The 26105-nt window shown below is 63.9% G+C and carries 31 protein-coding genes; 10 read left to right on the top strand and 21 right to left on the bottom strand.

The window, feature by feature from the left end:
• Positions 1-70: 70 nt before the first annotated feature.
• Complete coding sequence (gene rpsU / locus V0U35_RS07575) at positions 71-331, top strand: 30S ribosomal protein S21 (RefSeq protein ID WP_373696389.1); 261 nt, start codon at positions 71-73, stop codon at positions 329-331.
• A gap of 210 nt (positions 332-541) precedes the next feature.
• On the opposite strand, the gene V0U35_RS07570 is transcribed toward rpsU, so the two are convergent.
• On the bottom strand, positions 542-2005 hold the full coding sequence (locus tag V0U35_RS07570) for an ABC transporter permease (protein ID WP_330196077.1): 1464 nt from the start codon (positions 2003-2005) through the stop codon (positions 542-544).
• Positions 2005-2940 (bottom strand): ABC transporter ATP-binding protein, encoded by a 936-nt coding sequence (locus V0U35_RS07565; protein WP_330196076.1) that lies wholly within the window; start codon positions 2938-2940, stop codon positions 2005-2007. The genes V0U35_RS07570 and V0U35_RS07565 overlap by 1 nt, the downstream gene beginning before the upstream one ends.
• A gap of 157 nt (positions 2941-3097) precedes the next feature.
• Here V0U35_RS07565 and V0U35_RS07560 point away from each other — a divergent pair, with 157 nt between their 5' ends.
• Positions 3098-3430, top strand: a complete 333-nt coding sequence (locus tag V0U35_RS07560; RefSeq protein ID WP_330196075.1) for a TraR/DksA family transcriptional regulator — start codon at positions 3098-3100, stop codon at positions 3428-3430.
• A 33-nt stretch (positions 3431-3463) separates the two neighbouring features.
• Positions 3464-4192 carry a 2OG-Fe(II) oxygenase gene (locus tag V0U35_RS07555; RefSeq protein ID WP_330196074.1) on the top strand — a complete coding sequence of 243 codons (729 nt, stop codon included), beginning with the start codon at positions 3464-3466 and terminating at the stop codon, positions 4190-4192.
• Positions 4193-4197: 5 nt separating this feature from the next.
• On the opposite strand, the gene V0U35_RS07550 is transcribed toward V0U35_RS07555, so the two are convergent.
• The 8 genes from V0U35_RS07550 to V0U35_RS07515 form a co-directional block, all read right to left on the bottom strand.
• Complete coding sequence (locus V0U35_RS07550; RefSeq protein ID WP_330196073.1) at positions 4198-4818, bottom strand: class I SAM-dependent methyltransferase; 621 nt, start codon at positions 4816-4818, stop codon at positions 4198-4200.
• Between the two features lie 43 nt (positions 4819-4861).
• Positions 4862-5158: a 7(1) septoil knot domain-containing protein gene (locus V0U35_RS07545; RefSeq protein ID WP_330196072.1), complete on the bottom strand. Its 297-nt coding sequence runs from the start codon at positions 5156-5158 to the stop codon at positions 4862-4864.
• Positions 5159-5249: 91 nt separating this feature from the next.
• Positions 5250-5639 (bottom strand): ribonuclease E inhibitor RraB, encoded by a 390-nt coding sequence (locus V0U35_RS07540; RefSeq protein WP_330196071.1) that lies wholly within the window; start codon positions 5637-5639, stop codon positions 5250-5252.
• 5 nt (positions 5640-5644) lie between these two features.
• A complete protein-coding gene (locus V0U35_RS07535; RefSeq protein WP_330196070.1) occupies positions 5645-7048 on the bottom strand; it encodes an NAD(P)(+) transhydrogenase (Re/Si-specific) subunit beta in 1404 nt (467 codons plus the stop codon).
• Between the two features lie 3 nt (positions 7049-7051).
• Positions 7052-7396 (bottom strand): NAD(P) transhydrogenase subunit alpha part 2, encoded by a 345-nt coding sequence (locus V0U35_RS07530; RefSeq protein WP_373696379.1) that lies wholly within the window; start codon positions 7394-7396, stop codon positions 7052-7054.
• 132 nt (positions 7397-7528) lie between these two features.
• Positions 7529-8650: a Re/Si-specific NAD(P)(+) transhydrogenase subunit alpha gene (locus tag V0U35_RS07525; RefSeq protein WP_330196069.1), complete on the bottom strand. Its 1122-nt coding sequence runs from the start codon at positions 8648-8650 to the stop codon at positions 7529-7531.
• A 93-nt stretch (positions 8651-8743) separates the two neighbouring features.
• Positions 8744-9091, bottom strand: a complete 348-nt coding sequence (locus V0U35_RS07520; protein WP_330196068.1) for an aa3-type cytochrome c oxidase subunit IV — start codon at positions 9089-9091, stop codon at positions 8744-8746.
• 399 nt (positions 9092-9490) lie between these two features.
• Positions 9491-10444 (bottom strand): alpha/beta fold hydrolase, encoded by a 954-nt coding sequence (locus V0U35_RS07515; protein ID WP_330196067.1) that lies wholly within the window; start codon positions 10442-10444, stop codon positions 9491-9493.
• Positions 10445-10549: 105 nt separating this feature from the next.
• On the opposite strand from V0U35_RS07515, the gene V0U35_RS07510 reads away from it, so the two are divergent.
• The 3 genes from V0U35_RS07510 to V0U35_RS07500 all read left to right on the top strand — a co-directional run bounded on the left by V0U35_RS07510 (position 10550) and on the right by V0U35_RS07500 (position 13877).
• Complete coding sequence (locus V0U35_RS07510; protein WP_330196066.1) at positions 10550-10942, top strand: hypothetical protein; 393 nt, start codon at positions 10550-10552, stop codon at positions 10940-10942.
• Positions 10932-12257 carry a hypothetical protein gene (locus V0U35_RS07505; protein ID WP_330196065.1) on the top strand — a complete coding sequence of 442 codons (1326 nt, stop codon included), beginning with the start codon at positions 10932-10934 and terminating at the stop codon, positions 12255-12257. The genes V0U35_RS07510 and V0U35_RS07505 overlap by 11 nt, the downstream gene beginning before the upstream one ends.
• Before the next feature lie 159 nt (positions 12258-12416).
• On the top strand, positions 12417-13877 hold the full coding sequence (locus V0U35_RS07500) for a sigma-54-dependent transcriptional regulator (protein WP_330196064.1): 1461 nt from the start codon (positions 12417-12419) through the stop codon (positions 13875-13877).
• A 35-nt stretch (positions 13878-13912) separates the two neighbouring features.
• Here V0U35_RS07500 and V0U35_RS07495 read toward each other — a convergent pair whose 3' ends face one another.
• The 7 genes from V0U35_RS07495 to ykgO form a co-directional block, all read right to left on the bottom strand.
• Positions 13913-14386 carry an ASCH domain-containing protein gene (locus V0U35_RS07495; protein WP_330196063.1) on the bottom strand — a complete coding sequence of 158 codons (474 nt, stop codon included), beginning with the start codon at positions 14384-14386 and terminating at the stop codon, positions 13913-13915.
• On the bottom strand, positions 14383-16113 hold the full coding sequence (locus V0U35_RS07490) for a hypothetical protein (protein WP_330196062.1): 1731 nt from the start codon (positions 16111-16113) through the stop codon (positions 14383-14385). The genes V0U35_RS07495 and V0U35_RS07490 overlap by 4 nt, the downstream gene beginning before the upstream one ends.
• Before the next feature lie 62 nt (positions 16114-16175).
• On the bottom strand, positions 16176-16688 hold the full coding sequence (locus V0U35_RS07485) for a hypothetical protein (RefSeq protein ID WP_330196061.1): 513 nt from the start codon (positions 16686-16688) through the stop codon (positions 16176-16178).
• An 8-nt stretch (positions 16689-16696) separates the two neighbouring features.
• The gene (locus tag V0U35_RS07480; RefSeq protein WP_330196060.1) at positions 16697-16975 is read right to left on the bottom strand and encodes a DUF2312 domain-containing protein; all 279 of its coding nucleotides are present in this window, start codon (positions 16973-16975) and stop codon (positions 16697-16699) included.
• Between the two features lie 132 nt (positions 16976-17107).
• Complete coding sequence (locus V0U35_RS07475) at positions 17108-18025, bottom strand: alpha/beta fold hydrolase (protein ID WP_330196059.1); 918 nt, start codon at positions 18023-18025, stop codon at positions 17108-17110.
• A 7-nt stretch (positions 18026-18032) separates the two neighbouring features.
• On the bottom strand, positions 18033-18566 hold the full coding sequence (locus V0U35_RS07470) for a tetratricopeptide repeat protein (RefSeq protein WP_330196058.1): 534 nt from the start codon (positions 18564-18566) through the stop codon (positions 18033-18035).
• A gap of 87 nt (positions 18567-18653) precedes the next feature.
• Positions 18654-18779: a type B 50S ribosomal protein L36 gene (gene ykgO, locus V0U35_RS07465; protein ID WP_330196057.1), complete on the bottom strand. Its 126-nt coding sequence runs from the start codon at positions 18777-18779 to the stop codon at positions 18654-18656.
• A gap of 162 nt (positions 18780-18941) precedes the next feature.
• On the opposite strand from ykgO, the gene V0U35_RS07460 reads away from it, so the two are divergent.
• From V0U35_RS07460 to V0U35_RS07445, 4 genes are all read left to right on the top strand, one after another.
• Positions 18942-19316 carry a DUF983 domain-containing protein gene (locus V0U35_RS07460; RefSeq protein WP_330196056.1) on the top strand — a complete coding sequence of 125 codons (375 nt, stop codon included), beginning with the start codon at positions 18942-18944 and terminating at the stop codon, positions 19314-19316.
• A gap of 69 nt (positions 19317-19385) precedes the next feature.
• Positions 19386-20150, top strand: coding sequence for a DUF1194 domain-containing protein (locus V0U35_RS07455; RefSeq protein ID WP_330196055.1), 765 nt, complete (start codon positions 19386-19388; stop codon positions 20148-20150).
• Positions 20147-20920, top strand: coding sequence for a DUF1194 domain-containing protein (locus V0U35_RS07450; protein WP_330196054.1), 774 nt, complete (start codon positions 20147-20149; stop codon positions 20918-20920). Before V0U35_RS07455 ends, V0U35_RS07450 begins: the two co-directional genes overlap by 4 nt.
• The gene (locus tag V0U35_RS07445) at positions 20917-22113 is read left to right on the top strand and encodes a lytic murein transglycosylase (RefSeq protein WP_330196053.1); all 1197 of its coding nucleotides are present in this window, start codon (positions 20917-20919) and stop codon (positions 22111-22113) included. The genes V0U35_RS07450 and V0U35_RS07445 overlap by 4 nt, the downstream gene beginning before the upstream one ends.
• Here the strand turns inward: V0U35_RS07445 and V0U35_RS07440 are convergent.
• The 4 genes from V0U35_RS07440 to motA all read right to left on the bottom strand — a co-directional run bounded on the left by V0U35_RS07440 (position 22110) and on the right by motA (position 25879).
• Positions 22110-22934 carry a WecB/TagA/CpsF family glycosyltransferase gene (locus V0U35_RS07440; RefSeq protein WP_330196052.1) on the bottom strand — a complete coding sequence of 275 codons (825 nt, stop codon included), beginning with the start codon at positions 22932-22934 and terminating at the stop codon, positions 22110-22112. The genes V0U35_RS07445 and V0U35_RS07440 overlap by 4 nt on opposite strands.
• 88 nt (positions 22935-23022) lie before the next feature.
• A complete protein-coding gene (mnmC2, locus tag V0U35_RS07435; protein WP_330196051.1) occupies positions 23023-24738 on the bottom strand; it encodes a tRNA (5-methylaminomethyl-2-thiouridine)(34)-methyltransferase MnmC2 in 1716 nt (571 codons plus the stop codon).
• The gene (locus V0U35_RS07430; RefSeq protein ID WP_330196050.1) at positions 24735-24935 is read right to left on the bottom strand and encodes a PLD nuclease N-terminal domain-containing protein; all 201 of its coding nucleotides are present in this window, start codon (positions 24933-24935) and stop codon (positions 24735-24737) included. The genes mnmC2 and V0U35_RS07430 overlap by 4 nt, the downstream gene beginning before the upstream one ends.
• A gap of 74 nt (positions 24936-25009) precedes the next feature.
• Positions 25010-25879 carry a flagellar motor stator protein MotA gene (motA, locus tag V0U35_RS07425; protein WP_330196049.1) on the bottom strand — a complete coding sequence of 290 codons (870 nt, stop codon included), beginning with the start codon at positions 25877-25879 and terminating at the stop codon, positions 25010-25012.
• Between the last annotated feature and the right edge of the window lie 226 nt (positions 25880-26105).

The raw sequence follows: 26105 nt of genomic DNA, 5'->3' as shown, positions 1-26105 counted from the left end.
GCTCTGGTAAAGCCCGCGCCTCTTAGCGAACTGGCGGTGGCGTTTTCGATTCCGGACGCAACCCCACTGGATTGAAACGACCAAGGGAGAGCGGACCATCGTCGAGATCGTCGTGCGCGATAACAATGTGGAGCAAGCGCTCCGCGCGCTGAAAAAGAAGATGCAGCGGGAAGGCACTTTCCGCGAAATGAAGCGTCGCAATCATTATGAGAAGCCGTCGGAGAAGCGCGCGCGCCAAAAGGCCGAAGCGATCCGCCGCGCCCGCAAGCTGGCCCGCAAGCGTGCCCAGCGCGAAGGTCTCATTCCGTCGAAGTCACGGTCTGCGCGCTAGTCGTCCGTTCGCTGGACAGATTTGAGTTTTAAAAACCCCCGCCGGTATGCCTGGCGGGGGTTTTTGTTTTAGATGATGTCGTGCGTGCTTCGAGGCTTTCCTTGCGGAAAGCACCTCAGCATGAGGACTTTGTAGCCATCCATTACCCTCATCCTGAGGTGCTCGCGAAGCGGGCCTCGAAGGAGGGTTCCAGAGTGCGCTAGCCCTTCCTCACGCTTCCGCCTTCTTCTTCCCGAGCTTCAGGAATTTCTTCGCCGAGTCGGCGTTCGCCCGACCGAGCGCGCCCTGACGGAAGACGAAGCCCGCCAGCCCGATCACCGTAATCCCGGTGCCGACCATGAGTGCGGTCGTGCCGATCAGCTCGATCATCGGCGGTTCGGTGGGCAGGCGCGCCATCATCAGGAAGGGCGTCCAGAACGGCACCCAGGAGGCGATCTGCACGAAGCCGGAATCCGGGGCCTCGATCGACGACACGATAATGAAGAGCGGGATCATCATCACGAGGAAGATCGGGCTCATCAGGCTCTGGGCTTCCTGCAGCGTGTCGCAGAGCGATCCGATGGCGAGGAACACCGTCCCGAACATCAGATAGCCCATAATGAAGTAACCCAGCGCCGGCAGGAGCAGGCCAGGATCGAGGATGGCCGCGATAATCTCGGCTATCGGCAGATCGGCTTGCGTGGCGAAGGTCTGGACACCGACCAGTCCACCAAGACTGAGCGCGGTCCAGAACAGGAGGAGCGTGCCGGACACGGCGGCGACACCGGCGAGCTTGCCGATCAGGATTTCATGGAAACGCGCCGAGGCTAGGAGGACTTCAAGGATCTTGTTGCCCTTTTCCTCGATCATGGCGGTCAGCAGCATGTTGACGACCGAGAAGACGACAACCCACAGCGCGAACGCCATGGCGATGCCGACAAAGAAGGGTACGCGTTCCGCGTCTCTGACTTCGGCGTCGCCGCCGGTGCGTTCGGGGTTCAGCTCGCGGGCTTCCGGATCGATGGCCTCGACTTCGGCCAGCAGGGCCTGCGAGATGCCTTCCGCCGTGAGCCGTTCGGTCCGCAAATGGTCCCGCAGCGCGTTCTCGACCCGGCGCAACAGCGCCCCGTCGGTCAGGTGCGCACTCCAGTAGTCGATCTCGACGCCATACTCCCCGCCCGGGCGGAAGATGATCGCCGCAAACAGCGGCTGTTCGCCTTCGGGGGTGGAGATGGTCTGCTCCCCCAGAAGGAAGGGCCGCAAATCGTCCGGTGACCGGGCCGGCGGCTCGACCTCGATAAACCGCCCGGCGAAGTCCGGCGTCGGCACAGACTCCGGCATGCCGAGAATGGCGCGGGCTTCCGGCAGGCCTTCAAGGCCGGGGCGGGCGTTCAGCGCAGCCTCGGCTTCGGGAATACGGTCGGCACGCCCGAGCTGTTCAGCGGCAATGGCGAGTGCCTCCATGGCGTCTTCGCGCTGAGCGTTCGCAAATTCGCGATCAATGGCGGCGGCAAACTCGCCGCCCGTCTCGTCGATGACGGTGTAGTAGCGGGTCGGCTGTGAGCCCTCGATCAGGGCCGGAAGCCCGCCGCCGATCAGCATGAACATCGGGACCGACAAAAGAGAGAGCCAGAAGCCCCAGGTCGCGACGTAGGAGAGGTATTCGCGCCGGGCGATGAGATAGATGGAGCGCATCACACGGCCTCCTTCGGTGAGGATTCAACAAGGTGGACGAAGGCGTCGTGCAGATGCGCCCGCATCGGTTCAAACCGCACGAGCCGGACATTGGCATCGACACACGCCTTCAGCAGCGTCTGCGCATCCGAGCCGGGTTTGAGGATGATCTGCCAGCTGCGCGCGCCTTCGGCATTCACGCCCTGGTCGGTGACCTCACCGTGGGCTGACAGGAGCGAGGTGAGGTCGTCACCGCCAGCAGTTTCCAGCGTCACGCTGCGCGGGACTTCACCCAGCGCCTCGTTGACCGTGCCGTCAAAGACTTTCCGGCCTTGGGCGACCAGCACGATGCGGTCACACAGCCGTTCGGCGTGTTCCATGACGTGGGTCGAAAAGAGGACGGTCTTGCCGGTCTGCGCCTCGGCGCGGACCATGCCTTCCAGGACTTTCTGGTTGACCGGGTCGAGGCCGGAAAAGGGCTCATCGAGGATGATGAATTCGGGGTCGTGGACCAGGGCGGCGATGATCTGGACCTTCTGGGCCATGCCCTTGGACAATTCCTTGATCTTCTTGCCACCGGCCGAGCCGAGACCGAATTGCTCCAGCCGGGCGCGGGCGCGCTTGCGCGCTTCGCCGGGGGCCATGCCCTTCAGGCGGGCGAAGAAGACGATGGCGTCCTCGGCCTTCATCTTCTTGTAGATGCCGCGCTCTTCTGGGAGGAAGCCAACCCGGTCGAGCGTGCGGGCATTCGGAGCCTTGCCGAACATGCGCACCTTGCCTGCATCGGGCCGCAATATTCCCAGGGACATGCGCAAAGAGGTGGTCTTACCCGCCCCGTTCGGTCCCAGAAATCCCGTGATCGTCCCGCGCTCGACCGAAAGGTCGAGGCCGTTGACGGCGGTAAAGCTGCCATAGCGTTTCGTGACGCCCTCGAGCGTCAGGATCGTATCTGTCATGCCGAGAAGTCCCCAATCATTGCCGGACTGTCTAACCGCTTGCCCCGCGCGCGGCCAGCGGGACGCTGCACCGCGTCATTCCCCCTGACCGGACGGACACCACGCCAAACGCAATTTCCAAGTGAGGCGTGCCGGGCTTCGTGCCAGAATGACCGGCATGGATGCTGACCCCGATATGATCCGTGCGCGCCTGGTCGCCCTTCGGGACGAGTTGGAGAGCCTGTCCGATGGCGGCCGAGAGGACCGCAAGCCGGTCGAGCTGGACCAGCAGTCTGTGGGGCGGTTGTCGCGGCTTGATTCCATGCAGGTCCAGGCCATGGCCAAGGCCGCCGATGCGCGCCGCGCGCAGGAGATCCGCCGCATCGACGCAGCGCTCGCGCGGCTTGAGGCCGGCGAGTATGGCTGGTGCGTGGAATGCGGTGAGGCGATTTCCGAAAAGCGACTGGCGACCGATCCTGCAGCGCCGCGGTGCGCGGATTGCGCCGGTTGACGCGGAGACCCGCGCAGGCTGGATAGACGCGCCATGAGACTCAATCGCGAATTCGACATAGCGGCCGCACAGGCAAGGCTGGGCCGGGACCGGCGCGGTGCCTTACCCGATTTGCTGGACCCTGCCTCACTGGAACAGTTGCGTGCCGCGATCGGTGACATCCCGCGCTGGACACTGGTCACCCGCCTGGGCGGCCAGCACATCAATCTCGATGCCGCCGCGATGGAGACGCTGCCGTCGGCGCAGCGCGCCGAGTTTGACCGCCGGGTCGCGGCCGAAGCCGCTGCGGGTTTTCAGTATCTCTACGAGACCTTCGCCATTTACGACAAATGGCATGCCGGCGTTCTGCGCGAGGAAGCGCCGGCGCTCGCCGACCTGTTCGAATGGCTCAACAGCGATGATTTCCTGGACCCGATGCGCGAGATTCTGGGCGCGCCGGATATTGCCTTCTGCGATGGCCAGCTGACGCGCTACCGGGCCGGACATTTCCTGACGACGCATGATGATGCAGTCGCAGGCAAGAACCGGGTCGCGGCCTATGTACTGAGCCTTACCGAAGGCTGGCAGGAAAACTGGGGCGGCAATCTGGAATTCTATGATGCCGCAGGCGGGCTGGAGACACGGCTCGTCCCGCAACTCAATACGCTCTCTCTGTTCAAGGTGCCTCAGCCCCATGCTGTCACGAAGGTACGGGGCGATATCGGCGCGCGACGCCTGTCGATTATCGGCTGGCTGCGCCGGGGCGAGGATCCGGGGCCCTGAACGGATCAGTTCGGCCGGGCCGAACCAATATAGTCAAAGCCGACGATTTTGGGAGTTTTGGGCATATAGGCAGCGTCCAGGTGATTGATCCGGAATCCGCCCTCCGTTATCAGCCGATCAATCTGACGGGCTAGGTGGCATCCGCCGGCACAGCGCTTCCAGACTGGTTCGAGCCGTCTTTGCCATTTCAGGACACCGGCATCGGGGGCCGCGCCATGCTCGCAGAAGAGCAACCGGCCGCCGGGCTTGAGGATGCGGCGCATCTCCGCAAAGGCACCGTCCACATCGGGTAAGGAACACAGCGTATAGGTCAAGACGATTGTATCCGCCTTGCCGGTTTCGAGTGGCAGATTCTCCGCGCGTGCGTCGATCAGTTCAATATCCAGTGACTGGCCCGCGATCGCACGTATGGCCTTCTTGCGCAGACCGGGAGAGGGTTCAACACCAATGACTGTCTGTACACGCGAGGGGTCATAGAGCGGCAGGTTGGGGGCCGCGCCCATGCCGATTTCCACGACAACGCCGTCCGCGTCGGGGACGATCTTGGCCCGCTGTTTCATGATCGGTGAGGTGCTGCAGGCACCGCCAATCAGGTTGGGCAGGATGGTGTTCGACCAGAAAGACATGTCCCGACCTTATGCGCGACGATCATTTCGCTGCCAATATGGCTCATTCCACGCCGGGAAAGCTCGACACGTATTCGATCCGGATATCGGGGAAGCTGGAAACGAACCGCACGGTGAAGTCCGGGAAACTCTCCACGAACTCCCATTCGCCGCAACTGTCGGGGAAGCTCTCGACGACCTTGACCCGCAGGTCGGGGAAGCTATCGACAATCTGGACCTCGATATCGGCGAAACTCTCGACCACCTGCACTTCGCCATAAAGCGGGATGCCGTTCCAGGTACAGGCGTCGCTGACCGGATTATCCAGTGCGGCGGCCAGCAAGATGGCGTGAACGATCATGGCGCAGTCCTCCCATCAGGCAGGATGGCCGAACCGGGATGAATGGATCATGACACGCTCGCCCTCCAAAGAGGGTTGGGCTGAGGAGGCTTTACGGCGTGTCGAAGCCGGGTAAGTCCGGCGGAGTATCCGTGATCACGGCACACTCCCAGCCATCGTATTCAACGCCGCAGGTTTCAGCCCACTGGCGTGCCCAATCGTTCAGCGCCTGGACGGCGGCGGGATCGACACGCATGGTCCCTTCAATGATCAGGACTGCCGGATGATCGCCGTCGCGGTCCCGGATCGTGGTCTCCAGATTGTCCATGTCAATCGCTTGAACGAGTGACCCGAACGCGTCCTGCGGCGTCCGCGTATCGCCGTCGGTCTGGTAGAAATAGAGGAGCGTGTGGCGAGGGTCCTCGAGCGTGTCCCCAAGCGACGTCAGTTGTTCGAGGACCTTGCGGTCAGATTCCGGCAGATCATCCGAGGAGCCGGCCAAGGCCTCTAGTCCATCGCCTTGACGATCTGCTCGGTCATCTTCTTGGCATCACCGAGCAGCATCATCGTGTTGTCGCGGAAGAAGAGCGGGTTTTCGACGCCGGCATATCCTGACCCGAGCGAGCGCTTGATGAAGAAGACGGTGCCCGCCTTCCACACCTGCAACACCGGCATGCCGTAGATCGGCGAGCCGGGGTCGTCCTCGGCGGCCGGGTTGGTCACGTCGTTCGCACCAATCACGAAGGCGACGTCGGCGTTGGAGAATTCCGAGTTGATGTCTTCCAGCTCGAACACCTCGTCATAGGGGACGTTGGCTTCGGCCAGGAGCACGTTCATGTGGCCGGGCATGCGGCCCGCGACGGGGTGGATCGCATAGGCGACTTCGACGCCCTCGGCTTTCATCACGTCGGCCATTTCCTTCAGGGCATGCTGGGCTTGCGCCACGGCCATGCCATAGCCCGGCACGATGATGACCTTGCGCGCGTTTTTGAGGATGAAGGCCGCGTCATCCGCCGAGCCCTGCTTGACAGTGCCTTGCGGCCCATCGCCTGCCGGTCCGGCGCTTTCCCCGCCAAAACCGCCGAGGATGACCGAAATGAAGGACCGGTTCATGCCCTTGCACATGATGTAGGAGAGGATTGCGCCCGAAGAGCCGACCAGCGCGCCGGTGATCAGCAGCGCCGTGTTCTCCAGCGTGAAGCCGAGCGCGGCGGCGGCCCAGCCCGAATAGGAGTTGAGCATCGACACCACGACGGGCATGTCCGCACCGCCGATGGGGATGATCAGCGTCACGCCAAGCACGAAGGCAAGGATGGCCAGCACCCAGAAGGCCGACTTCGCATCGCCGCCGGACGCCACGAGGAAGACGATCATCACGGCGATCACCCCGCCGATAGCGAGATTAATCCAGTGTTGCCCTTTAAAGACGATAGGCGCGCCCGAGACGAGGCCCTGCAGCTTGGCGAAGGCGATGACCGAGCCCGAGAAGGTGATCGCGCCGATCGCCGCGCCGAGCGAGAGCTCGACCAGGCTGATGGATTTCAGGTTCCCCAGCGCGTCGGCGATGTGAAAGGCATCCGGCCGGTAAAGCGCGGCGGCCGCGACCATGACCGCCGCCATGCCGACCAGACTGTGGAAGGCGGCCACGAGCTGGGGCATTGCCGTCATCGGGATACGCCGCGCAATGACAGCGCCAATTCCGCCGCCGAGCGCGACGGCGAGGACGATCCACACCAGCGCCATGAAGCCGAGATCGACCGCGAGCAGCGTCGTGCCGACCGCGATGGCCATGCCGGCCATGCCGAAATAATTGCCCTGGCGGGCGGTTTCCGGATTGGAAAGCCCCCTTAACGCCAGGATGAAGAGAACGCCGGAGACGAGGTAGAGCAGGGCGGCGAGATTGGCGTCCATGACCTATTCCCCGCCCTTGGCGGCCGGGGCCGCGGGACGTTCTTTCTTCTTGTACATCGCCAGCATGCGCTGGGTGACGAGAAAGCCGCCGAAAATATTGACGCTGGCCAGCACGATGGCGACGAGACCCGCACCCTGCGCAAAGCCGAACGCCCCGTCCGTCTCCATCAGGGCCGGAGCCGCTGCGGCGAGCAGCGCCCCGACGATAATGACCGACGAGATGGCGTTGGTAACCGCCATCAGCGGCGTGTGCAGGGCCGGGGTCACCGACCAGACCACGTAGTACCCGACGAAGATCGCCATCACGAAAATGGCGAGACGCAACACAATGGGATCAAGCGCTTCCATATGAAGCCTCCGTCAGGGGTGGCAGGTCCGGCGTGGGCCGTCTGTCTAGAACAGCGACAGGCAGCCCGAGAGCGCGACGCTGGACAGGGCAAGCAGGGCGAGAGTGGCAAGGCGTTTCATGGGTCAGGTCTCCTATTTGAGGGTGTCGTGAACGATCTTGCCATCGCGGGTGATCGCCATGGCGGCAATGATTTCATCCTCCCACTGGGGCGCTTTCGCCCCGTCCTCGGCGACGAGGAGCGGCAGGAGGTTGACGAGATTCTTTGCGTAGAGCGCCGAAGCGTCGGCGGCGAGACGACCGGGCAGGTTGGCATAGCCGGCGATCTTCACGCCCTGATGCTCGACGACTTCGTCGGCTTTCGTCAGTTCGCAATTTCCGCCCATGGCAGCGGCAAGGTCAACGATCACCGAGCCGGGCTTCATGGCCTCGACCATCTTTTTGGTGATCAGTTTCGGGGCCGGGCGGCCGGGGATGAGCGCCGTGGTCACGACCACGTCCTGCTTGGCTATGTGCGCGGCGACCAGCTCGGCCTGTTTCGCGCGATACTCCGCCGACATTTCCTTGGCATAGCCGCCTGCGGTTTCGGCCGCCTTGAATTCCTCGTCCTCGACGGCGATGAATTTCGCGCCGAGCGAGGCAACCTGTTCCTTCGCCGCCGGGCGCACATCGGTCGCCGAAACCATGGCACCGAGACGCCGCGCGGTAGCGATGGCCTGAAGCCCGGCCACGCCCGCGCCCATGACGAAAGCCTTGGCCGGGGCAATCGTGCCCGCCGCCGTCATCATCATCGGGAAAGCGCGGCCATAAAGACCGGAGGCCTCGATCACCGCGCGATAGCCAGCCAGGTTGGACTGGCTGGACAGTGCATCCATCGCCTGCGCACGGGTAATGCGCGGCGTGAACTCCATGGCGAGCGAATCGATGCCCGCATCGGCCAACACCTTGGCGAGCGCCTTGTTGCCGTGCGGCTCGATCTGGCCGACGAGCAGAATGCCCTTCGGCAGTTTGGCGAGCGTGGCGTCGTCGGGCGCACGCACACAGAAGATGGCATCCGCACCCTTCAGGGTCGCAGCAAGCGTGCCGGTCTTCGCGCCGGCGGCCTCATAGGCGTTGTCGGGAAGGCTGGCAGCGTCGCCCGCGCCTTTTTCGATACGGATGTCGTGCCCGCCCGCGACCAGTTTCTTGACCGTGTCCGGCGTGGCGGCCACCCGGGTTTCCCCGTTCCGGCGCTCTTTCAGAATGGCGATTTTCATGAGGCGCTTAGTCGTCCATGGCCGTCCGTCCTGAACGCACCATGCGCGAATTCGCCGCGAGGGAAAAGGGGGTGAAACCCACCCCCGGCAAAGTCAGCCCATCAATGAGGCGAAGAGGCCCGCGACGAGACCGATAATCCCGATCAGGACCGTTGCGCCCACGAGGAAGGCGTACCAGGCCGCCTTCATCTTCAGCGCCAGGCCGATGACGACACCCATGACGAAGGTGATGATCAGCGCGGTCATCCAGCTCATCCCGACCGCGAAGATCAGGGTCAGCAGAAGAACGCCCAGCCCGGTATGGGCTGAAAACCAGATCGTGGTGCGGATAAAGCCGGAAAAGGTCTGGCTCTGATCCGTGATTTCCATCTCACCGCGTGTGTAGTCGCTGGCCATGTCAAACCCCCGTGCAATATCGTCAAGGCGAAGCGCAAGTATCATGCACTGCGCCGAAGGCCAAGCGTGCCGCGCGGTCGCACCCGATCTTTCTGCCCCCAGGTGACAGATGTCATGCCGGAACGGTGACAGGCGCGCCTGCCGTTTCGCCGGGAAAGCCCTCTCCTTCCGGTTCGACATCAATCATTCGAGGCCGCCTTCCGGCGGCACCCCAGGATGAGGAGACCGCTCAAGCCCTCATGCACTTGATCGCGTCATTCCCCGGCTTGTCCGGGGACTTCCGGGCGGCGAAGCCCCCACCCCGGCCCTCCTCCAAGGGGGAGGGAGAATGCGCTGATATCCCTCCCCTTTGAGGGGAGGGCAAGGGTGGGGTGCGGATCGAGCTCTCGGAAGGCAAGAAGCCCCACATAAAGCGGGGCATGACGCACGCCGACGGTTTCCCGCTTACTTGCCCCACCCGCTGGCGAACAGCGCATCGAGCGCGGCGACGACAGCGAGCGGCTGGTCAAGGATGAGGTGGTGCTTCGCTTCCGGAACGGAGGCGAAGGGCGCGGCCGGGAAGGCCGCCTGCATGAAATCCCAGATATCGTCGGTGACGAGGCTGGTATCCGCGCCGCGGAAGAAGGCGACGGGGCAGGCCATGCGCGCCAGCATCTCCTTCGGATCGCGGCGGGCATAGGCGAGCTTGGCCCACAGATTGGGGTCGAACTTCCACGTCCAGCCGCCATCCTGCTGTTTCAGCGAGGCGCGGGCGATATGGTCGAGTAGGTAGAGATTTTCGCATTGCTGGTGCGGCAACAGGCGGAAGCGCCCGACCGCGTATTCCAGCGAGTCGTAAATCTTGCCGCCGCGCTGGGGCGGTGCCGAAGAGCGCTGTTGGCTGGGTTCCCGGATCGGCGAGTCGAGAATAACCGCGCCGGCGATATCGGCTCCGAATTCCACCGAACACGTCAGGGCGACAAACCCGCCAAAGGAATGGCCCACGACAAAGGGCTTGCCATTGGCGAAGACACCGCCCGCCTTGCCCGCCGCGCGCACCTCAGCGGCATAGAGATCCATGCGGTATTCGTCCCGCCAGTCTGAATCGCCCATGCCGGACAGGTCGAGCGCGACGACGCGGCGATGGCGGGCGAGGTGAGGCGCAAGCGCGTCCCACCACTGCTTGTGGGCGACACCGCCATGAACGAGGACGAGGCCGGGCGCATCTTTCGGTCCCCAGGCCTTCCAGGAAATCCCGGCCCCTTCGACCTCGGTCCGGCCGGAGTCCGTTTCGGCGTCCAGCGCACGGGCAAACCAGGCCGGTGCATCGGGCTTTTCACCCTTGAGGTGGGCGAGGGGCGCGACCGGTTCATTGTCGGGCGCGCCCGGATCGTGGCGCTTGTAGACAGGCTTTGACATGGGACAAGCGCTAGGCCGGGGCAGGCGCGGCGTCAATCTTCGTTTTTGCAGGTGCGAAATACGGCGGGTGAATGGGCACTTGCACGGCTCGCGCGAGAGCAGAAGGTGATTGCCCGCAAAAATTGTAGTATTACGGCCCCAGAGTTCGAGCCGCCGAGGGAGGGCAGGTTGAGTGAATTCGTAAGAGTGATCCAGACGATGCCGGAAACAGCCCTGAAGGAAATTGCTTTTGAAGCGGTCAAGAAAGCCCTGCAGCGCCTTCATGGCAACGACCAGGCAGTCGGCAAGAAACAACCGCTCGGCGACAAGCCAGGGGGCTGGGGGTATTCTGCCGCTTCCATTGCCGAGCTCTTCCGTCAGGTCGAGGACGAGATCGACAACGCGCCCACCTATATCCGCGTCAGGTTCGGGTCTGACGCCGCCGCTCTGGCATCAAAAACAGTCGGCGATCTCTGCGTGCATCTGACAAAAATCGCGCAGGTTTCCGATGGCAAATAGGTGGGCCATCGCCGGAGTCGCGGGGCTGACCGCGCTTGCGGGTGGAACCGCGCTTGCCCAGGACACCCGTATCAGCCTCGACCCGGCACCGGCCATCTGTTCCCGGATCAGCGCCAATGACCGTGTTGATACGCCCCAGCGCCTCATTGGCGGTTGGCTTGCAGCGCTGCCGCCCGACATCGCGGTCGAGCTGGCCTTGTCGCGTGACCCGCTGTCCCGCCAGGTCGCTGACGCCAACTGTGCCGAACCCGATGGCCTGCCCGGAGCGCGTTGCGCCTTGCGTCGGGCGGCACTGGGCCTGCTTGCCAATCCGGAAGCCGAAGACGGAACTTACCGCCTCTATCGCTCGGATGGTCGGCCGGTTTCCCGTGATCAGCTCACGGCGTTCTTCACCTCCGCGCGGGAAGATGACGCCTATCCCTTCCATATCGACTGTGCGCCGCTTCCCGGCGGGTCCGGCGGGAGCAACAACCAGCAGGCGGCTACACCCGAACGGGGTGGTTGGGCCGTGGCCGGCTCCACCGGTGATCTTGCAGATCCCCTGAAATCCAGTGACTTTGCTACGCTGGGCTGGATCGGCGACCGCCAGGCCGGGACCGACAGTTATACGATCGACCTTGTTATCGGTGCGCCCTGGATCTACCGGCGGGAACCCTCGGAGGATTACGAAACCTGGTCCCTGCGTCCGGCCCTGACTTATGAGCGCTCAACCTCGAGCACCGCCGCCTCGAAAGACCAGAACGATCTGGGCTTCTGGCTGCTCGGACACTATGCGAACCGGCAGGCCGGTTTCGCCGCGCGCGATATCGATCTGCGGATGGGCTATGTCACCGACGACCAGTTCGAATCGCGCGTCCTGACCGGAACGGCCACCTACTATCTGCCTTTCGCGCGCATGAATTATTATGATCGCTACGGTCATATTGGCCGGATCGGCGATTGGCAGCTGGAAGCGCTCTGGCGCGCGGAGCTGGTGTCCGATTTTATTCATGTCGGTGACGAAGGCGAAAAGACGGGCCTGACCGACGATGCCGAATACTGGCGGATCGGAGGCGATCTGGAGGTCCTCTTCCAGATGCGTGATCCGAGCGACGCAAACCTCAGTTCACCGGTCTGGACGCTCCAGCTCGCCTATCAGGTCCGGGACGGCCTGGCCGAGGATGGCGGTGACGCCCAGATGTTCTCCGGAGCGGTCAATTATCACCCGGCAGCAGACAGCCATTTCCAGATCGGGCTGCGATATGAGCGCGGCGAAAGTCTCCTCTCCTTCACCCCGGTCGAGAAATGGGTGTTCGGAGTTGGAGTGCGTTATTAAGCGAGTCCCAACAGACATGCTTAACGCTGTCCTACCCGCGTCTTAGCGTGAATTTTACCCAGCTGTCCCATAACGGTCCGCGGATGGAAGCACCCCGTTCGAATTCTGAACGGTGAGGTCAAAAGGCCCGGTGCGAAGACGACCGAAAAGGCGTGGGTGATGGCTAAAACCGTTCTGATCGTCGATGACGATCCGACTCAACGCCGCCTTCTTCAGGCGGTAATCGAAAAGCAGGGATATGCGCCGGAGACCGCGGAAAGCGGCGAACAGGCGCTGGAGCGTGTCGGGCGCGGCGGCATCGACGTGATGCTGCTCGACCTGGTCATGCCGGGCATGGACGGCATGGAAGTGCTGGAAACCCTGCAGGCGCAGGGCAGCGAGCTTCCGGTCATCGTGCTGACCGCCCATGGCGGGATCGAGACCGTGGTCAGCGCCATGCGCGCCGGTGCAGCGGATTTCTTCGTCAAGCCGGCCAGCCCGGAACGGATTGCGGTGTCAATCCGCAATGCCTTCAAGGTCCAGACCCTGACCACCGAAGTGCGCCGGCTGAAGAAATCCGCCGACGGAGCGCTCGGGTTTGACGACATGATTGCCGGCGCGCCAGCGATGAAACAGGTCGTCCGCCTGGGTGAACGCGCCGCGGCGTCGAACATTCCGATCCTGATCACCGGGGAATCCGGCGTCGGCAAGGAACTGGTCGCCCGCGCGATCCAGGCCGCGTCCGACCGGGCCGGCAAACCCTTCATTGCCGTCAACTGCGGCGCGATCCCGGAAAACCTCGTGGAATCGACCCTGTTCGGTCACGAGAAGGGTTCGTTCACCGGGGCCACCGGCAAGCATATGGGCAAGTTCCAGGAAGCCGATGGCGGTACGCTCTTCCTTGATGAGATCGGCGAACTGCCGCTCGACATGCAGGTCAAGCTGCTGCGTGCCCTGCAGGAAGGCGAAGTTGACCCGGTCGGCGGCAAGCGCCCGGTCAAGGTCAATGTCCGGATCATCTCCGCGACCAACCGCGATCTCGCCGAGCAGGTGAAGGACGGGGCCTTCCGCGAAGACCTCTTCTATCGCCTTAATGTTTTCCCGGTCGAAGTGCCGCCGCTACGCGCCCGCCGCGAGGACGTGCCCGCCCTGGTGCGCCACTTCATCGCCCGCTTCAATGCGTCGGAGAACAAGTCGGTTCAGGACGCAGCGTCGGAAACCATGGACATGCTCGCCGGCTTCGACTGGCCGGGCAATGTGCGCCAGCTGGAGAACTCGGTCTTCCGTGCGGTCGTGCTCTGCGATGGCGAGTATCTCAAGCCGGAAGACTTCCCGCAGATCTCCGGTGTCTCGCACGATTATTCGCGCCTGGAATCGCCGCCGCCCTTCTCTGGTGAAGGTGTCATGGACATGCCCGAGCCGGCCAATGGCCCGGTGCTGGGCGGTCCGGTCGACATCATGGACGATGGCGGAAATCTGCGCACGCTCGAAGCGATCGAACGCGACCTCATCGAATTCGCCATCGAGAACTATGCCGGCCGGATGTCGGAGGTCGCGCGCCGGCTCGGCGTTGGCCGCTCGACGCTCTACCGCAAGGTTCGCGAATACGATCTCGACGTCGACGAGGCCCGCTCGGCCTGACGGCGTCTAGACGGAAACAGGACAGCCCGCTCCGGTCATGCCGGGGCGGGTTTTTCTTTTGGCCACACCAGTTCGAACCGTTCGAACACGGCGTGTAGGTCGTCGGAATAGTCAAAGCCGTTCCGCGCGGCCTCGCGCTGCCAGAACTTGCGGTGTTCGGTAATCCAGTAGTCGAAACTGCGGTCACCTTCGCCCTCGTCCCAGGCGAATTGCGCGTCGGCCTCGCGGATCGGTTTGACCTCGACTTCGGTCGTACGAATGATGCCGCGCGGCTCAGACTTCCCGTCGAGGAAAATCCAGTAATCGCCGGGCTTGGGAAAACCGTCAGGGTCGTTTTCGAACCAGCGCGCCAGTGAGCAGGTCGCGCGTTTTGTGCCCGCGAGAACCAGCGCGCACAGCTCGTCCTGCATCACCGGATCATCGCCAAAGGCCTCAGCGCCGCGCGGCGCAGCGCCGATCCCGGTTTCGGCCTGAAAGCGGGACCAGTATTCGGCCTGCTGTGGGGTCATTCCGCCGGGCGTGTGCTGTGGGCGGCGCGATAGGCGTCGGACTGGGTGTCGCCGGTCGAGCGATCACGCAGGTAAAGCCGGACGCGGTCGGAGCCGGTCATACTGTTGAGATAGAGCACGCCTTCCACGCCGGATGTAGAACCGAAGCTGCAGCCCGTCGTCCCGTTGAGCAGGACCATCGGGCGGCTGACATCAGGGCGTGTGTATGTGCCCGTGAACGTGCAGGACGGCTGTGAACGATCGTCATCGATGACAAGGCTGCCCTCGAAACCGCCATTCGCATCGAACGTAATCGTCCGGAAACCGTCCACACTGGCATTGACGCTGGTGAAAGTGCGCTGGAACCAGGCGGTTGGAAATTCGAGGATGCTGCTGCCATCGAAATAGGCGCGCAGCGTTCCGGTCGCCGGCCATTCGGACTCGTTGGCTGGAACGTCGGTCCGGTTGTAGTGCAAGACCAGATGGGACTGCCGTCCACCGCGTCCGGAAACGGTTCCCGCGTGGCTGGCCGGTCCGGCAATGTCATTGGTCTGAGCATCGCGAAGAAAGGTGGCACCGCCAAAATTGCCCTGGAACAGCGCCTCCCCATTGGATCCGGGTGACGTGGAAAGCTGACCACTGGTGATGTGGCGATTGCGTGTGCCATCAGGGCGTTCCGGTGAGAACCAGCGCATCCAGAATCGCCCGGCCGGATCGATCAGGATGCTGGCCGATTCATTCTCGCGGCGGCCATTGGCCAGGTTGCCGTCAGAGGTCTGGATCTGGCCGACATAGGTCCCGGCAAGGCCGCCTGCTGTGCTGGACGTCGATTCCGGTCCGGGTGTCGTGAAAGCGACTGTCGCCGCACCGACGAGGCCCTGCTCGTAAGGGTTACCGACAAGGAAATCGACCCGTATGCGGGCGAGTTGGGGAAAGAGCGGAGCGCCATAGTCCAGCGTGTCGCGCAGGAAAACCACGAAGGTCAGGGCGTCGGTTCCGGAGAAATCGACCGTGGCCGAGGCCGCAGGCGGTGACAGGCACTGCCCGTTCACCGGGTTGGAAGGGCAGATTTCCAGCGTGAAGGGAGGCCCGGGGAAGAACGGAACCTCATAATTGGGGAAGAGCGTATATTCGTTCACGAAGCTGGGTTCGACCGTGACACGGGTCAGCCCGTTGCTGGTCAGGTCATTATCCGGATTGAGATTGATCGCGGCGACACCGGCCCGGGCCGTGCGTCCGTCCTCGGTAACCCGCAAGACGCCATCATTCGACAGGGTGGACATCGAGGCGATGATGTCGGGCGGGTTGCCTGCCTGCGGCTGAAACAACATACGGCCCACCCAGTTCTGGCCGACCGATGCATCATTGTCGCAAACGAAAGTGAAGTCGGGGCCACCGACTATCGCGGTGTTGACGGTCTGGTCGGCGCTCAGCGCGAACGCGCCGTAGCGAACCTGTCCGGCGGGGATGTCAAAGGGCGTATTCCTGGGGCCATTCCCGGTAATCACGCCGTTCGCGATGGTGATCTCGAAATACTCTCCCGTGTAACCGGAACCCGACATATCGAGGCGGCAATTCGTGGCATCAGCATCCCCGGCATTGATCATCGACATGATGCCGGTGCGGACCTCCCCGGCCGGCAAGGTCCGGAAGGGTGGCGCAACCGCAAAATTCACGTTGGACTGGGCATGAACGGAAGTGCCGCCAGACAGGATCGCGGCGGCGACCAGACAACAACGCAAGATCATCAGACTTTCCCCCTTGGGCGCATTTTATGGGCCCGACACGACAGGTTCAAATGACAATCGTTTCAGTTGTCGTCCTTCCCGCCTTTTACGACCCGCAACGCAGGGCGTGCCGGTTTGGGCTTGGGGCGGAGGGCGGGATCCGGCTCCGGATCGGGCGGTGGCGCGGGTTTCGGTTCCGGCGTCTCGGGCACCGCGCCGATGACATCGTCATTGATGTCGCGGACACGCGGGCCAGAGCTTTTGGATTTGAAAGAGGACCGCTTGAAGCCGCTTCCCGGCTTCGCCTTGAAGCCGGCCCCCCGCGACATCGGCTTGCGGGCCTTGCCGGAGGCTTTCTTCTCGATCTCGCGGAGCTTGAAGGACTGGAGCGCGGAGAGCGGCTCGTCGAGCTTGCCCTTCTCCGGATCATTAAAGGCCGAGCCGTAGGTTTCCAGCCGGGTTTCGACCGAATCGACGAACTCGTTTTCCCAGTCGGAGAGTTTCGCGTCCTCGCCGCCTTCGGCCGCCTTGGCCTTGGCCCGCGCGAGCTTGCGCAGGGCACGCTTGGTCTTCTTGTCGTCGACCTCTCGCGCCAAGCCCGCTCCTACTCTCCGATCGCTCCCAGATAGAGTTCCAGAAGCGCTTCGGTCTCCTGACGCTCATTCCGGTCGATTTTGCGCAGGGCAATCACCTTGCGCAGGATTTTCGTGTCGTAGCCCATGGATTTCGCCTCGGCATAGACTTCCTTCATGTCGTCCATGACGGTTTTCTTGTCTTCCTCCAGGCGCTCGATACGCGCCACGAAGGCCTTGAGCTGTTCGCGCGCGGCCCCGCCCAGCGAATGCGATGTGTCGGTGACAGAGGCGGAAGCGGCGTCGTCCATGAAGGCAGTTCCTGTCGGCTGTTGGCCCGGCATTCCGGGCGGTTCTAAAGCGGCGCGCAGGCTAGGCGCGCGGGCCTCAGGACTCAAGCCGGAAGGGCCGCTCTTTCCACCGCTTTTCTGCAACAACCCGGGCTAGTCGGCGCGGTCCATGACATCGGCGATGGCCGCCGCGACGCGGTCGGGTGCCCAGTGATGCAGCATGTGTCCCCAGCCCTCCTCGGTGACGAGGCGGGCATTGGGCATTTCCTGCGAAACCGGAACCGAATGGCGGTGGGTGTAGACGACGGTGTCGCCATCCCCGGCAAGAATGACGGCGGGCATCTCGATCTCGCCATAGCGCCCGTCCTGCATCGCCAGCCAGCGATTGACCGGAGCCATGTCGGCGGCGTTGGCGCGGATGACGGAGGGGTTGAACAGGCGGTTCACCCGCACCGTGTCCTCATACCCTTCCGGGACGGGCTGCGGCGCAAAGGTCGATTCCAGCCCGCTCTCGATCCGCGCCGGACCGGCGAGCGGGATGATCACGCGGGTAAAGAGCGCGCCCAGGACCGGAATGCGTGCGGCCTTGTTGTACCAGGCCGCTTCGCCGACGCCCGACATCAGGGCTGGTGCGATAAGGACGATGCCCGAGACGCGCTCGGGATGATCCAAGGCGAGGCGCGTTGTGATCGCCCCGCCCCAGGAATGGCCGACCACAATCGGGATGCCGAGATCGAGTTCCTCGATGAGTGTGGCGAAAAAGGCAGCTTCGGATTCAGGGCCCCATTCTCCGGACGGGCGTTCGCTCCACCCCAGGCCCGGCCGGTCGACATAAATGGCGCGATAGCCATCGAGATGCCCGGAGAGGGCAAAGCGCATGTCCTCGGCATTCGACGACGCGCCGTGGATGAGCAGCACGACCGGGCCGTCGCCTTCTTCGACATAGCGGATCTGCGCGCCGTCGATCTCGACATACGAGCCCGGAGGGGCGTCGATCTCTGCCCTGGCAGGCGACAGCGTAACGGAGGCGGCGCTCGCGCCGGCAGCAATCATTGTCATCAGTCTTGCCATGAAGGTCCTAAAGCGGCCGTCCGGCCATTTGCGCGCGAATCCGGCTGGCGGCCCGGCGGGCCAGTTCGAACTGGGGATAGATGGCGAGGGCCTCGTCATAGGCTTCCAGCGCCGAATCGGGACGTTCGGCCCGTTCCAGCGTGCGGCCCAGCAAGAGATAGGCGTCGAAGCGGCGCGGCTCGACTGTCAGGGCTTCGTTGAGAGCCTCAAGGGCATAGGCCCAGTCCTCGCGGCTTGCTGCGACCTGGGCAGAGCGCAACCAGCCTTCCGACCAGTCCGGCTCGATCTCGGTGACATGATCGAACATGCGCGCGGCAAGCTCGAGATCGCCGCCAAGCGCGGCGGCTTCACCCCGGTCCATGAGGAGGGAAATCGTGTCACTGCCCGAGTCGGCCCACAGCGCTGTAATCTCGTCAACGAGGGGAGTGGCCTCTTCCGCGCTGGCGGTCGCAAGGGCGGCCAGGCGCTCGTCGAGGCGTTCGGCGGGCGTTTGCATCGGTGCCGTCTGCACAAGCAGGGCGAGTATCAGGGTCTTCATCATGAGACCAAGATAAGCCAACGCCCCCTTGCGTCCAGCGCGGGGGCGTCAATCTCAATGAGATTTAACCTTGGAAAAGTCGCGAACGGCCTAACCGGCGCGCGCCTTGAAGCGCGGATCGACCTTGTTGATCACGAAAACGCGGCCACGGCGGCGCACCACCTTGCACGCGCGGTGGCGGTTCTTCAGGGATTTGAGCGAGCTGCGCACCTTCATCGGACCGGTCCTTGAATCGATCGAAATTCACTTGTCCCAGGCCACCTGCGGCGCGGGAGCGCGGGATTTAGGCAATGCGGGCTGGCCTGTCAACCGCTGCGGGCCGTTCAAACTGCCCTCTGCACCTTGCTTTCACACTGGGGCGGGGACATGGAGAATGGCATGAGCGAGCCCGGTGCCGATATATCACTGCCGTCCGCAAGAACAGCCGTCTGGCGGGCGGTGCGCGGCCGCTGTCCGCGCTGCGGCAAGGGCCGGCTCTTCATCGGCTATGTCAAACCCGCCCGGGCCTGCGATGTCTGCGATGAACCGGTCGGCGATATCCGGGCCGAGGACGGCCCGTCCTGGCTGACGATACTGATGACCGGCCCGGTCGTCCTGCCGGTCGTGTTCACCCTCTTCGCTTTCTCCGGCTGGCCGGACTGGGCCATTGTCGGCACCGGCATCGTGCTCGCCGTGGGATCGGCGCTCTGCCTCCTGCCGCGGGTGAAGGGCGGTTTCATTGGCGTGCTCTGGTTGTCGAAGAATTCAAATTGAAACCCGAACACAGCCTTACAAACCGGTTAGTTGTGGGTTCATCCTCATCGCCCTAGTTTCCCGCGCACCATGAGACGGATATCCGCCACACTCGCGGCCTGCGCGGCTGCCCTGACTCTCTCCGGCGCAAGCGCTGCGCAGGAGTTGATCGAGGTTGATCTCGAGCTCGTGCTCGCGGTCGATATTTCCTATTCGGTCGACGAGGAAGAGGCTCGCCGCCAGCGCGAGGGTTATGTCACCGCGCTCGCCCATCCCGACGTGATTGGCGCGATCGAGGGCGGTCCGCTAGGCCGCGTCGCCGTGACCTATGTCGAATGGGCCGATGCCGGTTTCCAGCGCGCCGCCGCCGACTGGACGGTGATCGCGTCCGAAGCCGATGCGCTGGCCTTTGCCGCAGCGGTCGCGGACGCCCCGCTGGAACGCGGCCATTATACGGCCATCGGCGCGGCCATCGCAGACGCTGTCCGGCGCATCGAGACCAACCAGTACACGGGCTATCGCCGGATCATCGATATTTCCGGCGATGGTCCGCAGAACCAGGGTCTGCCGCTCGCCGAGGCACGGACCATGGCCGACGACGCACGGATCATCGTCAATGGCTTGCCGGTCATGTCCGACCGTCCGGGACGCTGGATTCGCCCGGTCGAGGTCAATCTGGATGCCTATTTCAACGACAATGTCATCACCGGTCCGGGGGCGTTCGTCCATCCGGCCCGCACGACCGAGGAATTCCGCGCCGCGATCCTGCGGAAAATGACACTGGAAATCGCCGGTGCCGCTCCAGGGTTGGGTGAGCTGAACGTTCTCGCCGTACAATCGGGTCTGGCCCCGTGATACTGCGTGTCGTGATATTGCTGATGCTGGCCGCGATCAACGCGCCGGCGCTGGGCCAGTATGCCGATGACTGGCCGGAACGCCCGCGCCAGTTCACCGACGACGGCCGCATGATAGTCGATCTCGAACTCGTCTTCGCGGTTGATGTGTCGTCATCCATCGACGAGGCCGAAGCGCTCCAGCAGCGCCAGGGCCATGTCGCTGCGCTGGCGGATCCGGACGTGATCTCGGCCATCCAGGCGGGCGGTGAAGGGCGCGTCGCGGTTCTTTATCTCGAATGGGCCGACGCCGACTTCCAACGCATTGTCGCGCCCTGGACGGTGATCGAGACCGAGGAAGACGCCCGCGCCTTTGCCGGCCTGCTCGCTGCGGCCCCCTTCGTCTCGGGTCGCCGTACGGCTATCGGCGCCGCCATTTCCAGCAGTGTCGATCTGATCGAGAACAACGAGTTTGAGGGTACGCGCCGCGTGATCGACATCTCCGGGGATGGTCCCCAGAACGCGGGCCCCAGCCTGTCCGAGGCACGAGCCTCGGCCGATGCCGACCGGATCACGGTCAACGGAATCCCCATGCAGGGTGGCCGCCAGCATCCTTTCCGCCCGCCGGTGAATATCGACGTGGCGCGCTATTTCGAGAACCACGTCATCACCGGGCCAGGGGCCTTTGTCATGGCCAGCGAGAGCCATGAAGAATTCGTGGAAGCTTTGCGCAGAAAGCTTATCATCGAGATTGCCGGGCTGTTTCCGGCGGCGATCTCGAGTGATGGATGATGCGAGTTTTCCTGTCCGGTGTAACGGCCCTTCTGCTTTCGGCATGTGCGACGGCCCAGGACGGGCCCTTTAACGACTGGCTCAATGATTTTCGGCCACGCCTGGCCCAGGCCGGCGCCTCGCCGCAGACCGTGGATGCCATGCTGGACGGGCTGGAACCGGACCTCGCCATCATCGAACGCGACCGCGACCAGCCCGAATTCGTGCGCCCCCTGTGGGAGTATCTCGATATCGCGGCGTCCGATCAGCGGACCACGAACGGCATGTCAGCTTTCGGCGAGAACCGCCAGACCTTGCTGGCTATCGAGGAGCGCTTCGGCGTTGACGCGGAAATTCTCGTCGCGATCTGGGGGCTGGAAAGCTCTTACGGCGCGATCATGGGATCGAATGACGTAGTTCAGGCGCTCGCCACGCTCGCCTGGGAGGGCCGCCGCCGCAGCTGGGCCGAGGCGCAGCTGATCGCCGTGGGCCAGATGCTCGACCGGGGTTTTGCCTACCGCGAACAACTGACCGGGTCATGGGCCGGAGCCATGGGCCAGACGCAATTTATCCCGGAAACCTATCTCGCCCGCGCGGTTGATTTCGATGGTGACGGCACGCGCAATATCTGGACGGACAATGGCGATGCGCTGGCCTCGTCGGCCAATCTGCTGGCGCGTGCCGGGTGGACGCTCGATGCGCCCATCGCGCTCGAAGTCGCCGTGCCGCAGGATTACGACCTGTCGAACTGGGCCCCGAACCAGTCGCGCCTCGTAGCCGAGTGGGCCGCGAGCGGGATCACCCGCGCCGATGGCCGGGAATGGTCGAATGACGAGCAAGTGCGCGCCGCACGCCTGATCCTGCCGGCGGGCCTGCGCGGTCCGGGATTCCTCACCTTCGCCAATTTCGAGGCGATCAAGCGCTACAACAATTCCACCAGCTATGCGCTGGGCGTGTGGCTGTTGTCGCTTCGCGTCGGTGGCGGCGGGGAAATTGTCCAGGGCTGGCCGACCGATGATCCGCCCATTACCCGCAGCCAGACCCGCGAACTGCAGGAAGCGCTGCTCGCCATGGGCCATGATCCGGGCGGTGTGGACGGGATTTTCGGACCGAATTCACGCCGCGCCCTGATGGCTTTCCAGCGCTCGCGCGGAATGATCGCCGACGGCTATGCCGGGCGGCTGACCTATGACGCGGTGATGGCGGCGAACTAGAAACTACCGTTCGCGAGCGCGGCTTCTAGCGCGCGGAGTTTCTTGCGAGCCTTGCGCCATTCCCACCACAGGAAGGCGATCTTCGGCCCGTCGACCAGATAGCGCCGCCACATGCGTTGCGGCTCCTGGGCAAGGCGGTGCAGCCATTCCAGCCGCGCGCGCTGCATCCATTTCGGAGCGCGCTGGGCCTGACCGCCCAGGAAGTCGAGCGAGGCTCCGACACACAGACCGATACCGGTGCAATCGCCCCGGTCGAGGCAGGCTTCGGCGATCATCTCCTGTTGGGGCGAACCCACGCACAGGAAGACGAAGCGCGAGGGATTGGCCGCGATGAACTGGGCGCAATCGGCGATGGCTTCGGGATTGGTGCGCAGCCCCATGGGCGGTTCGTGCCAGCGCACATCGGTGAGGCCATAGCGGGCTTTCACGGTCTCGATCACGTCCTTCGACCCGCCGATGACCGTGACCGGCTCGGTCTGGACGATGACGTTGGAAAACAGGCATTCGGTGAGGTCGGACCCCGGTGTCACGTCGACATCCTCGCCCGAGAGGCTGGCGAGAAGTTCGAGCACGCGGCTGTCGCACACTGTCATCCAGGCCTGGGCATAGAGCGGGGCGAGCAGGCCGTCGCGGCGCAGGCGGACAAGGTGATCGACATTCGGCGTCACGACGAATTCGAAGGGTTTTTTCGGGTCGCGCTCGGCGATACGCAGCACGGCGGTCTCGAACCCGATATTGTCGAAGGCCGAGTTCAGGAACCAGATGTGGCGCGGCTTGGAACGCCGGTCCACAAAGCCTTCCGCTGTCTGAACGCTCGACATGGCCGCTTTTGTCCCGTTTCGCGCCAGAAGCGGCGCTGTCACGGTCAAAACTGCAAGCCCCACGCCGTTTGACGGGGGATTATCGGCCTTATCCGGAGCGGCGTTCGGCCCGGATACGAAAGCGGGCAGGATGGAGCGCTTCCCGGCCGCTTTTTTCCAGCGGCGAGGGTTCGCCACACAGATCGCTGGCAAGCGTTTCGGCGAGCAACGGCGCATGGGCAAAACCGCGGGATCCGAACCCGCCAAGCAGAAGCTTTCTGTCCTCAGTCCCGGCGACGGGCAAGCGGTCGGGTGTGACGGCGCGAATACCGGACCAGTGGTCCAGACTCTCGGTGTCCAGACCGGACGCGATACCAGGAACTCGGTCGCGCAGATCGTTCAGAAGTTTGGTGGCGGCCTCGTCCTCGGGGCCGGGATCGGCCCCGCGCGCATGTGTTGCGCCGATCAGGACCCGGCCATCCGGTGATGCCGAGACATAGCCGCCCCAGACGAGAGGTGTATGCGGGGGCTGACCTTTTGCCAGCACAATCCGGCCCGCACTCGCTGACATCCCGTCGAGAGGCAAAGCGGGGCCGGTGGCGTGGACGATGACGGCAAAATCGTCGGTCTTCGGATCGAAGTCGCGGGTCAGGACCGGCGTGTCCTTGGCCAAGGCCCGCACCACCGCTGCCGGATCGAACCGCCCGGCGCGGTCCATCCACAGCGCGTTGCGGCCTTCGTCAAACGCATAGCCCTCGCACATCGCGTCCGCGATGGTGGCGAGACGGGCCGCGTCCGCGTCGTCCTTCGCCAGCCGCAGCGCGCCTTCGGGGACAAATACGCCGAGCCGCTCATAGAGCCCGCGTGCATATTCGAAAGCGGCCAGCGTTGCGCGGACATGCGGCCGGTCGGCCTTCTCAAGGCGCGGCGTGAGCAGGCCCGACGGTGCGCCGGAGGCCCCGCCGGCCAACTCTTTCGGGTCGAAAATGACAGCTTCGCGGCCCCGCTGGCTCAGGGCTTGGGCGATGCTGGCCCCGGCAATCCCGCCGCCGAGGATCGCGACCGGACCGTCCACGGCAGATGTGCGGGGGTACTCGGTATCAGGCGGCTCGCTCGGCGGTCCGGCAAACACCGCCTCCAGCCGTTCGCGTTTGCGCCCGAAGCCAGGCTTTTTCTCGACCGTGAAACCGGCGGCCTGCAGGCCGCGGCGGACGTGCCCGGCCACGGTAAAAGTCGCCACCCGCGCACCCGGCTGTGACAATCGGGCCATGTGCGAAAAGATGCTGTCCGCCCACATCGCCGCATTCTTCGCCGGGGCGAAACCATCGAGGAACCAGGCGTCGACCTCCGCCTCGATCTGGGAAAGGGCGGCTTCGGCCTCGTCCTGGAACAGCGTGACCACGAACCCGTCTGCGTCGAATCGCATCCGGTGCGCGCCTTTCAGGCCCGTCGGCCATTGCGCCAGCATATGCTGGGACAGCGTTGCCAGTTCCGGCCAGGCGGCGAGTGCCCGTCGCGCGGCCTCACGCGGGAAGGGGTGTTTCTCGATCGAGATGAAATGTAGCTGCGCGCCCGCCGGTCGATGCCGCCGCCAGAGATCCCAGAGGGCCAGCGCGTTGAGCCCTGTGCCGAAGCCCAGTTCCGCGACGGTGAAGACTTTTCTACCAGCCCAGGCACCGGGTAGGCCGCAGCCCTCCAGAAATACGGCGCGCGTCTCGGCGAGCCCGTCTTCGGCGGAAAAATAGACATCGTCATAGCCACGCGCGACCGGGCCGGTGCCGGTCCAGTCGAGGTCGGGCGGGTCGTAGAAAAGCTTCAGCCTCACCGGCGGAAGAGGCTGCGTTGTTCGCGGGGGCCGAGGATCATCCAGGCGATGAAGCCGACGAAGGGCAACAAGATGATCAGCACAATCCAGATAGCGCGGATCGCGCCGGGCGCTTCGGAGCGGGCGGTCTGCATGATGGCGTAGACGTCCAGAACGAGGACGAGCAGGCCGAGCGGGCCGGTGACATCAAATCCCATAAAGCAAACTCCCGCGCCGTGGCGACGCGGGAGAGAGTAACAGCGCTTTTGACGCGCGTCAGCTTACGTGAGGGTTAGACCTCAGCCGGGATTTCCCCGAGCGCCTCTTCCAGCTCCATGAAGGAAGGCTGGGATTTCGAGGGCACGCCGCCGCGACCGATCTCGACCGAGATCTGCGCCGCATTACCGTGCAGGTGCGCGACCAGGACATTCTGGATGATGACGTAGAAGGTGTGCTCCTCGTCATAGATTTCCTTGATGCGCGCGGCGAAGGGGCCGACGAAGCCATAGGCGAGGAACACGCCGAGGAAGGTCCCGACCAGCGCCGAACCGATCATGCGTCCGAGATATTCCGGCGGCTCGGTGATCGCGCCCATCGTCTTGATGATCCCCAGCACGGCCGCGACGATGCCGAGAGCCGGCAGGGCGTCGGCCATGCTCTGCAGCGCATGGGCGGGGCTGGAGGCCTCGTGATGATGCTTTTCCAGCTGCTTTTCCATCGCGTCCTCGACCTGGTGCGGGTCTTCGAGGTTCATCGTCATCATGCGCAGCGTGTCGCAGATGAAATCGACCGCGAAATGGTCCTTCAGGATGCGCGGATAGCGCTGGAAGATCGAGCTTTCCTTGGGATTCTCGATATGGGTTTCCAGCGCGATGACGCCCTTGGTCTTCATTGTCTTGGTCAGCAGGAAGAGCAGCGCGAGCAGATCGCGATAGTCCTGCGTCTTCCATTTCGGGCCAGTGATGATCTTGGCGAAATCGCCGAGCGTCTTCATCACCGTCTTGCCCGAATTGCCGATGAGGAAGGCCCCGACAGCGGCCCCGCCAATCATCATCAGCTCGAAGGGCAGCGCCCGAATGATCACGTCGAAATGGCCGCCCGCCAGCATGAAGCCGCCGAACACCATTCCGAACACCACAGCCATACCGAGAAGCTGGAACATGCCCTTACACCCACCCTTGTTCTTGTCCGGCACGCCTCATTTCAGGTCGGGCCTGTCCGGTTTCGGGACGCACTATGGCGCGTTTAGCTTAATGCCCGGTGTAAGCGCCGTTAGGACGTGGTTTACGGGAGTGGCGGTTGTGCGTTCCTCGAGGCTCGACTGCGGCTCGCACTTCAAGAGGAGAGCTGACAGCTCGTGGCCCACCCCACCCTGACGCTTGCGCGTC

The organism is Hyphobacterium marinum (assembly GCF_036330325.1).
Lineage (GTDB): Bacteria > Pseudomonadota > Alphaproteobacteria > Caulobacterales > Maricaulaceae > Hyphobacterium > Hyphobacterium marinum.
Note: the sequence above shows the minus strand (reverse complement) of the source record. Positions and strands in the feature narration are given on the sequence as shown.

Bases quoted from the DNA above. Each gene is read 5' to 3' on its own strand.
- V0U35_RS07460 (WP_330196056.1), top strand. From the start codon at position 18,942: ATGAGCGAGCCCGGTGCCGATATATCACTGCCGTCCGCAAGAACAGCC.
- V0U35_RS07530 (WP_373696379.1), bottom strand. From the start codon at position 7,396: ATGGAAGCGCTTGATCCCATTGTGTTGCGTCTCGCCATTTTCGTGATG.
- V0U35_RS07430 (WP_330196050.1), bottom strand. From the start codon at position 24,935: ATGGGATTTGATGTCACCGGCCCGCTCGGCCTGCTCGTCCTCGTTCTG.
- V0U35_RS07505 (WP_330196065.1), top strand. From the start codon at position 10,932: ATGGCAAATAGGTGGGCCATCGCCGGAGTCGCGGGGCTGACCGCGCTT.
- V0U35_RS07520 (WP_330196068.1), bottom strand. From the start codon at position 9,091: ATGATACTTGCGCTTCGCCTTGACGATATTGCACGGGGGTTTGACATG.
- V0U35_RS07550 (WP_330196073.1), bottom strand. From the start codon at position 4,818: ATGTCTTTCTGGTCGAACACCATCCTGCCCAACCTGATTGGCGGTGCC.
- V0U35_RS07560 (WP_330196075.1), top strand. From the start codon at position 3,098: ATGGATGCTGACCCCGATATGATCCGTGCGCGCCTGGTCGCCCTTCGG.
- V0U35_RS07445 (WP_330196053.1), top strand. From the start codon at position 20,917: ATGATGCGAGTTTTCCTGTCCGGTGTAACGGCCCTTCTGCTTTCGGCA.
- V0U35_RS07515 (WP_330196067.1), bottom strand. From the start codon at position 10,444: ATGTCAAAGCCTGTCTACAAGCGCCACGATCCGGGCGCGCCCGACAAT.
- V0U35_RS07475 (WP_330196059.1), bottom strand. From the start codon at position 18,025: ATGGCAAGACTGATGACAATGATTGCTGCCGGCGCGAGCGCCGCCTCC.
- V0U35_RS07455 (WP_330196055.1), top strand. From the start codon at position 19,386: ATGAGACGGATATCCGCCACACTCGCGGCCTGCGCGGCTGCCCTGACT.
- motA (WP_330196049.1), bottom strand. From the start codon at position 25,879: ATGTTCCAGCTTCTCGGTATGGCTGTGGTGTTCGGAATGGTGTTCGGC.
- V0U35_RS07470 (WP_330196058.1), bottom strand. From the start codon at position 18,566: ATGATGAAGACCCTGATACTCGCCCTGCTTGTGCAGACGGCACCGATG.
- V0U35_RS07500 (WP_330196064.1), top strand. From the start codon at position 12,417: ATGGCTAAAACCGTTCTGATCGTCGATGACGATCCGACTCAACGCCGC.
- V0U35_RS07535 (WP_330196070.1), bottom strand. From the start codon at position 7,048: ATGGACGCCAATCTCGCCGCCCTGCTCTACCTCGTCTCCGGCGTTCTC.
- V0U35_RS07525 (WP_330196069.1), bottom strand. From the start codon at position 8,650: ATGAAAATCGCCATTCTGAAAGAGCGCCGGAACGGGGAAACCCGGGTG.
- V0U35_RS07440 (WP_330196052.1), bottom strand. From the start codon at position 22,934: ATGTCGAGCGTTCAGACAGCGGAAGGCTTTGTGGACCGGCGTTCCAAG.
- V0U35_RS07495 (WP_330196063.1), bottom strand. From the start codon at position 14,386: ATGACCCCACAGCAGGCCGAATACTGGTCCCGCTTTCAGGCCGAAACC.
- V0U35_RS07565 (WP_330196076.1), bottom strand. From the start codon at position 2,940: ATGACAGATACGATCCTGACGCTCGAGGGCGTCACGAAACGCTATGGC.
- V0U35_RS07545 (WP_330196072.1), bottom strand. From the start codon at position 5,158: ATGATCGTTCACGCCATCTTGCTGGCCGCCGCACTGGATAATCCGGTC.
- V0U35_RS07480 (WP_330196060.1), bottom strand. From the start codon at position 16,975: ATGGACGACGCCGCTTCCGCCTCTGTCACCGACACATCGCATTCGCTG.
- V0U35_RS07570 (WP_330196077.1), bottom strand. From the start codon at position 2,005: ATGCGCTCCATCTATCTCATCGCCCGGCGCGAATACCTCTCCTACGTC.
- V0U35_RS07490 (WP_330196062.1), bottom strand. From the start codon at position 16,113: ATGATCTTGCGTTGTTGTCTGGTCGCCGCCGCGATCCTGTCTGGCGGC.
- V0U35_RS07555 (WP_330196074.1), top strand. From the start codon at position 3,464: ATGAGACTCAATCGCGAATTCGACATAGCGGCCGCACAGGCAAGGCTG.
- ykgO (WP_330196057.1), bottom strand. From the start codon at position 18,779: ATGAAGGTGCGCAGCTCGCTCAAATCCCTGAAGAACCGCCACCGCGCG.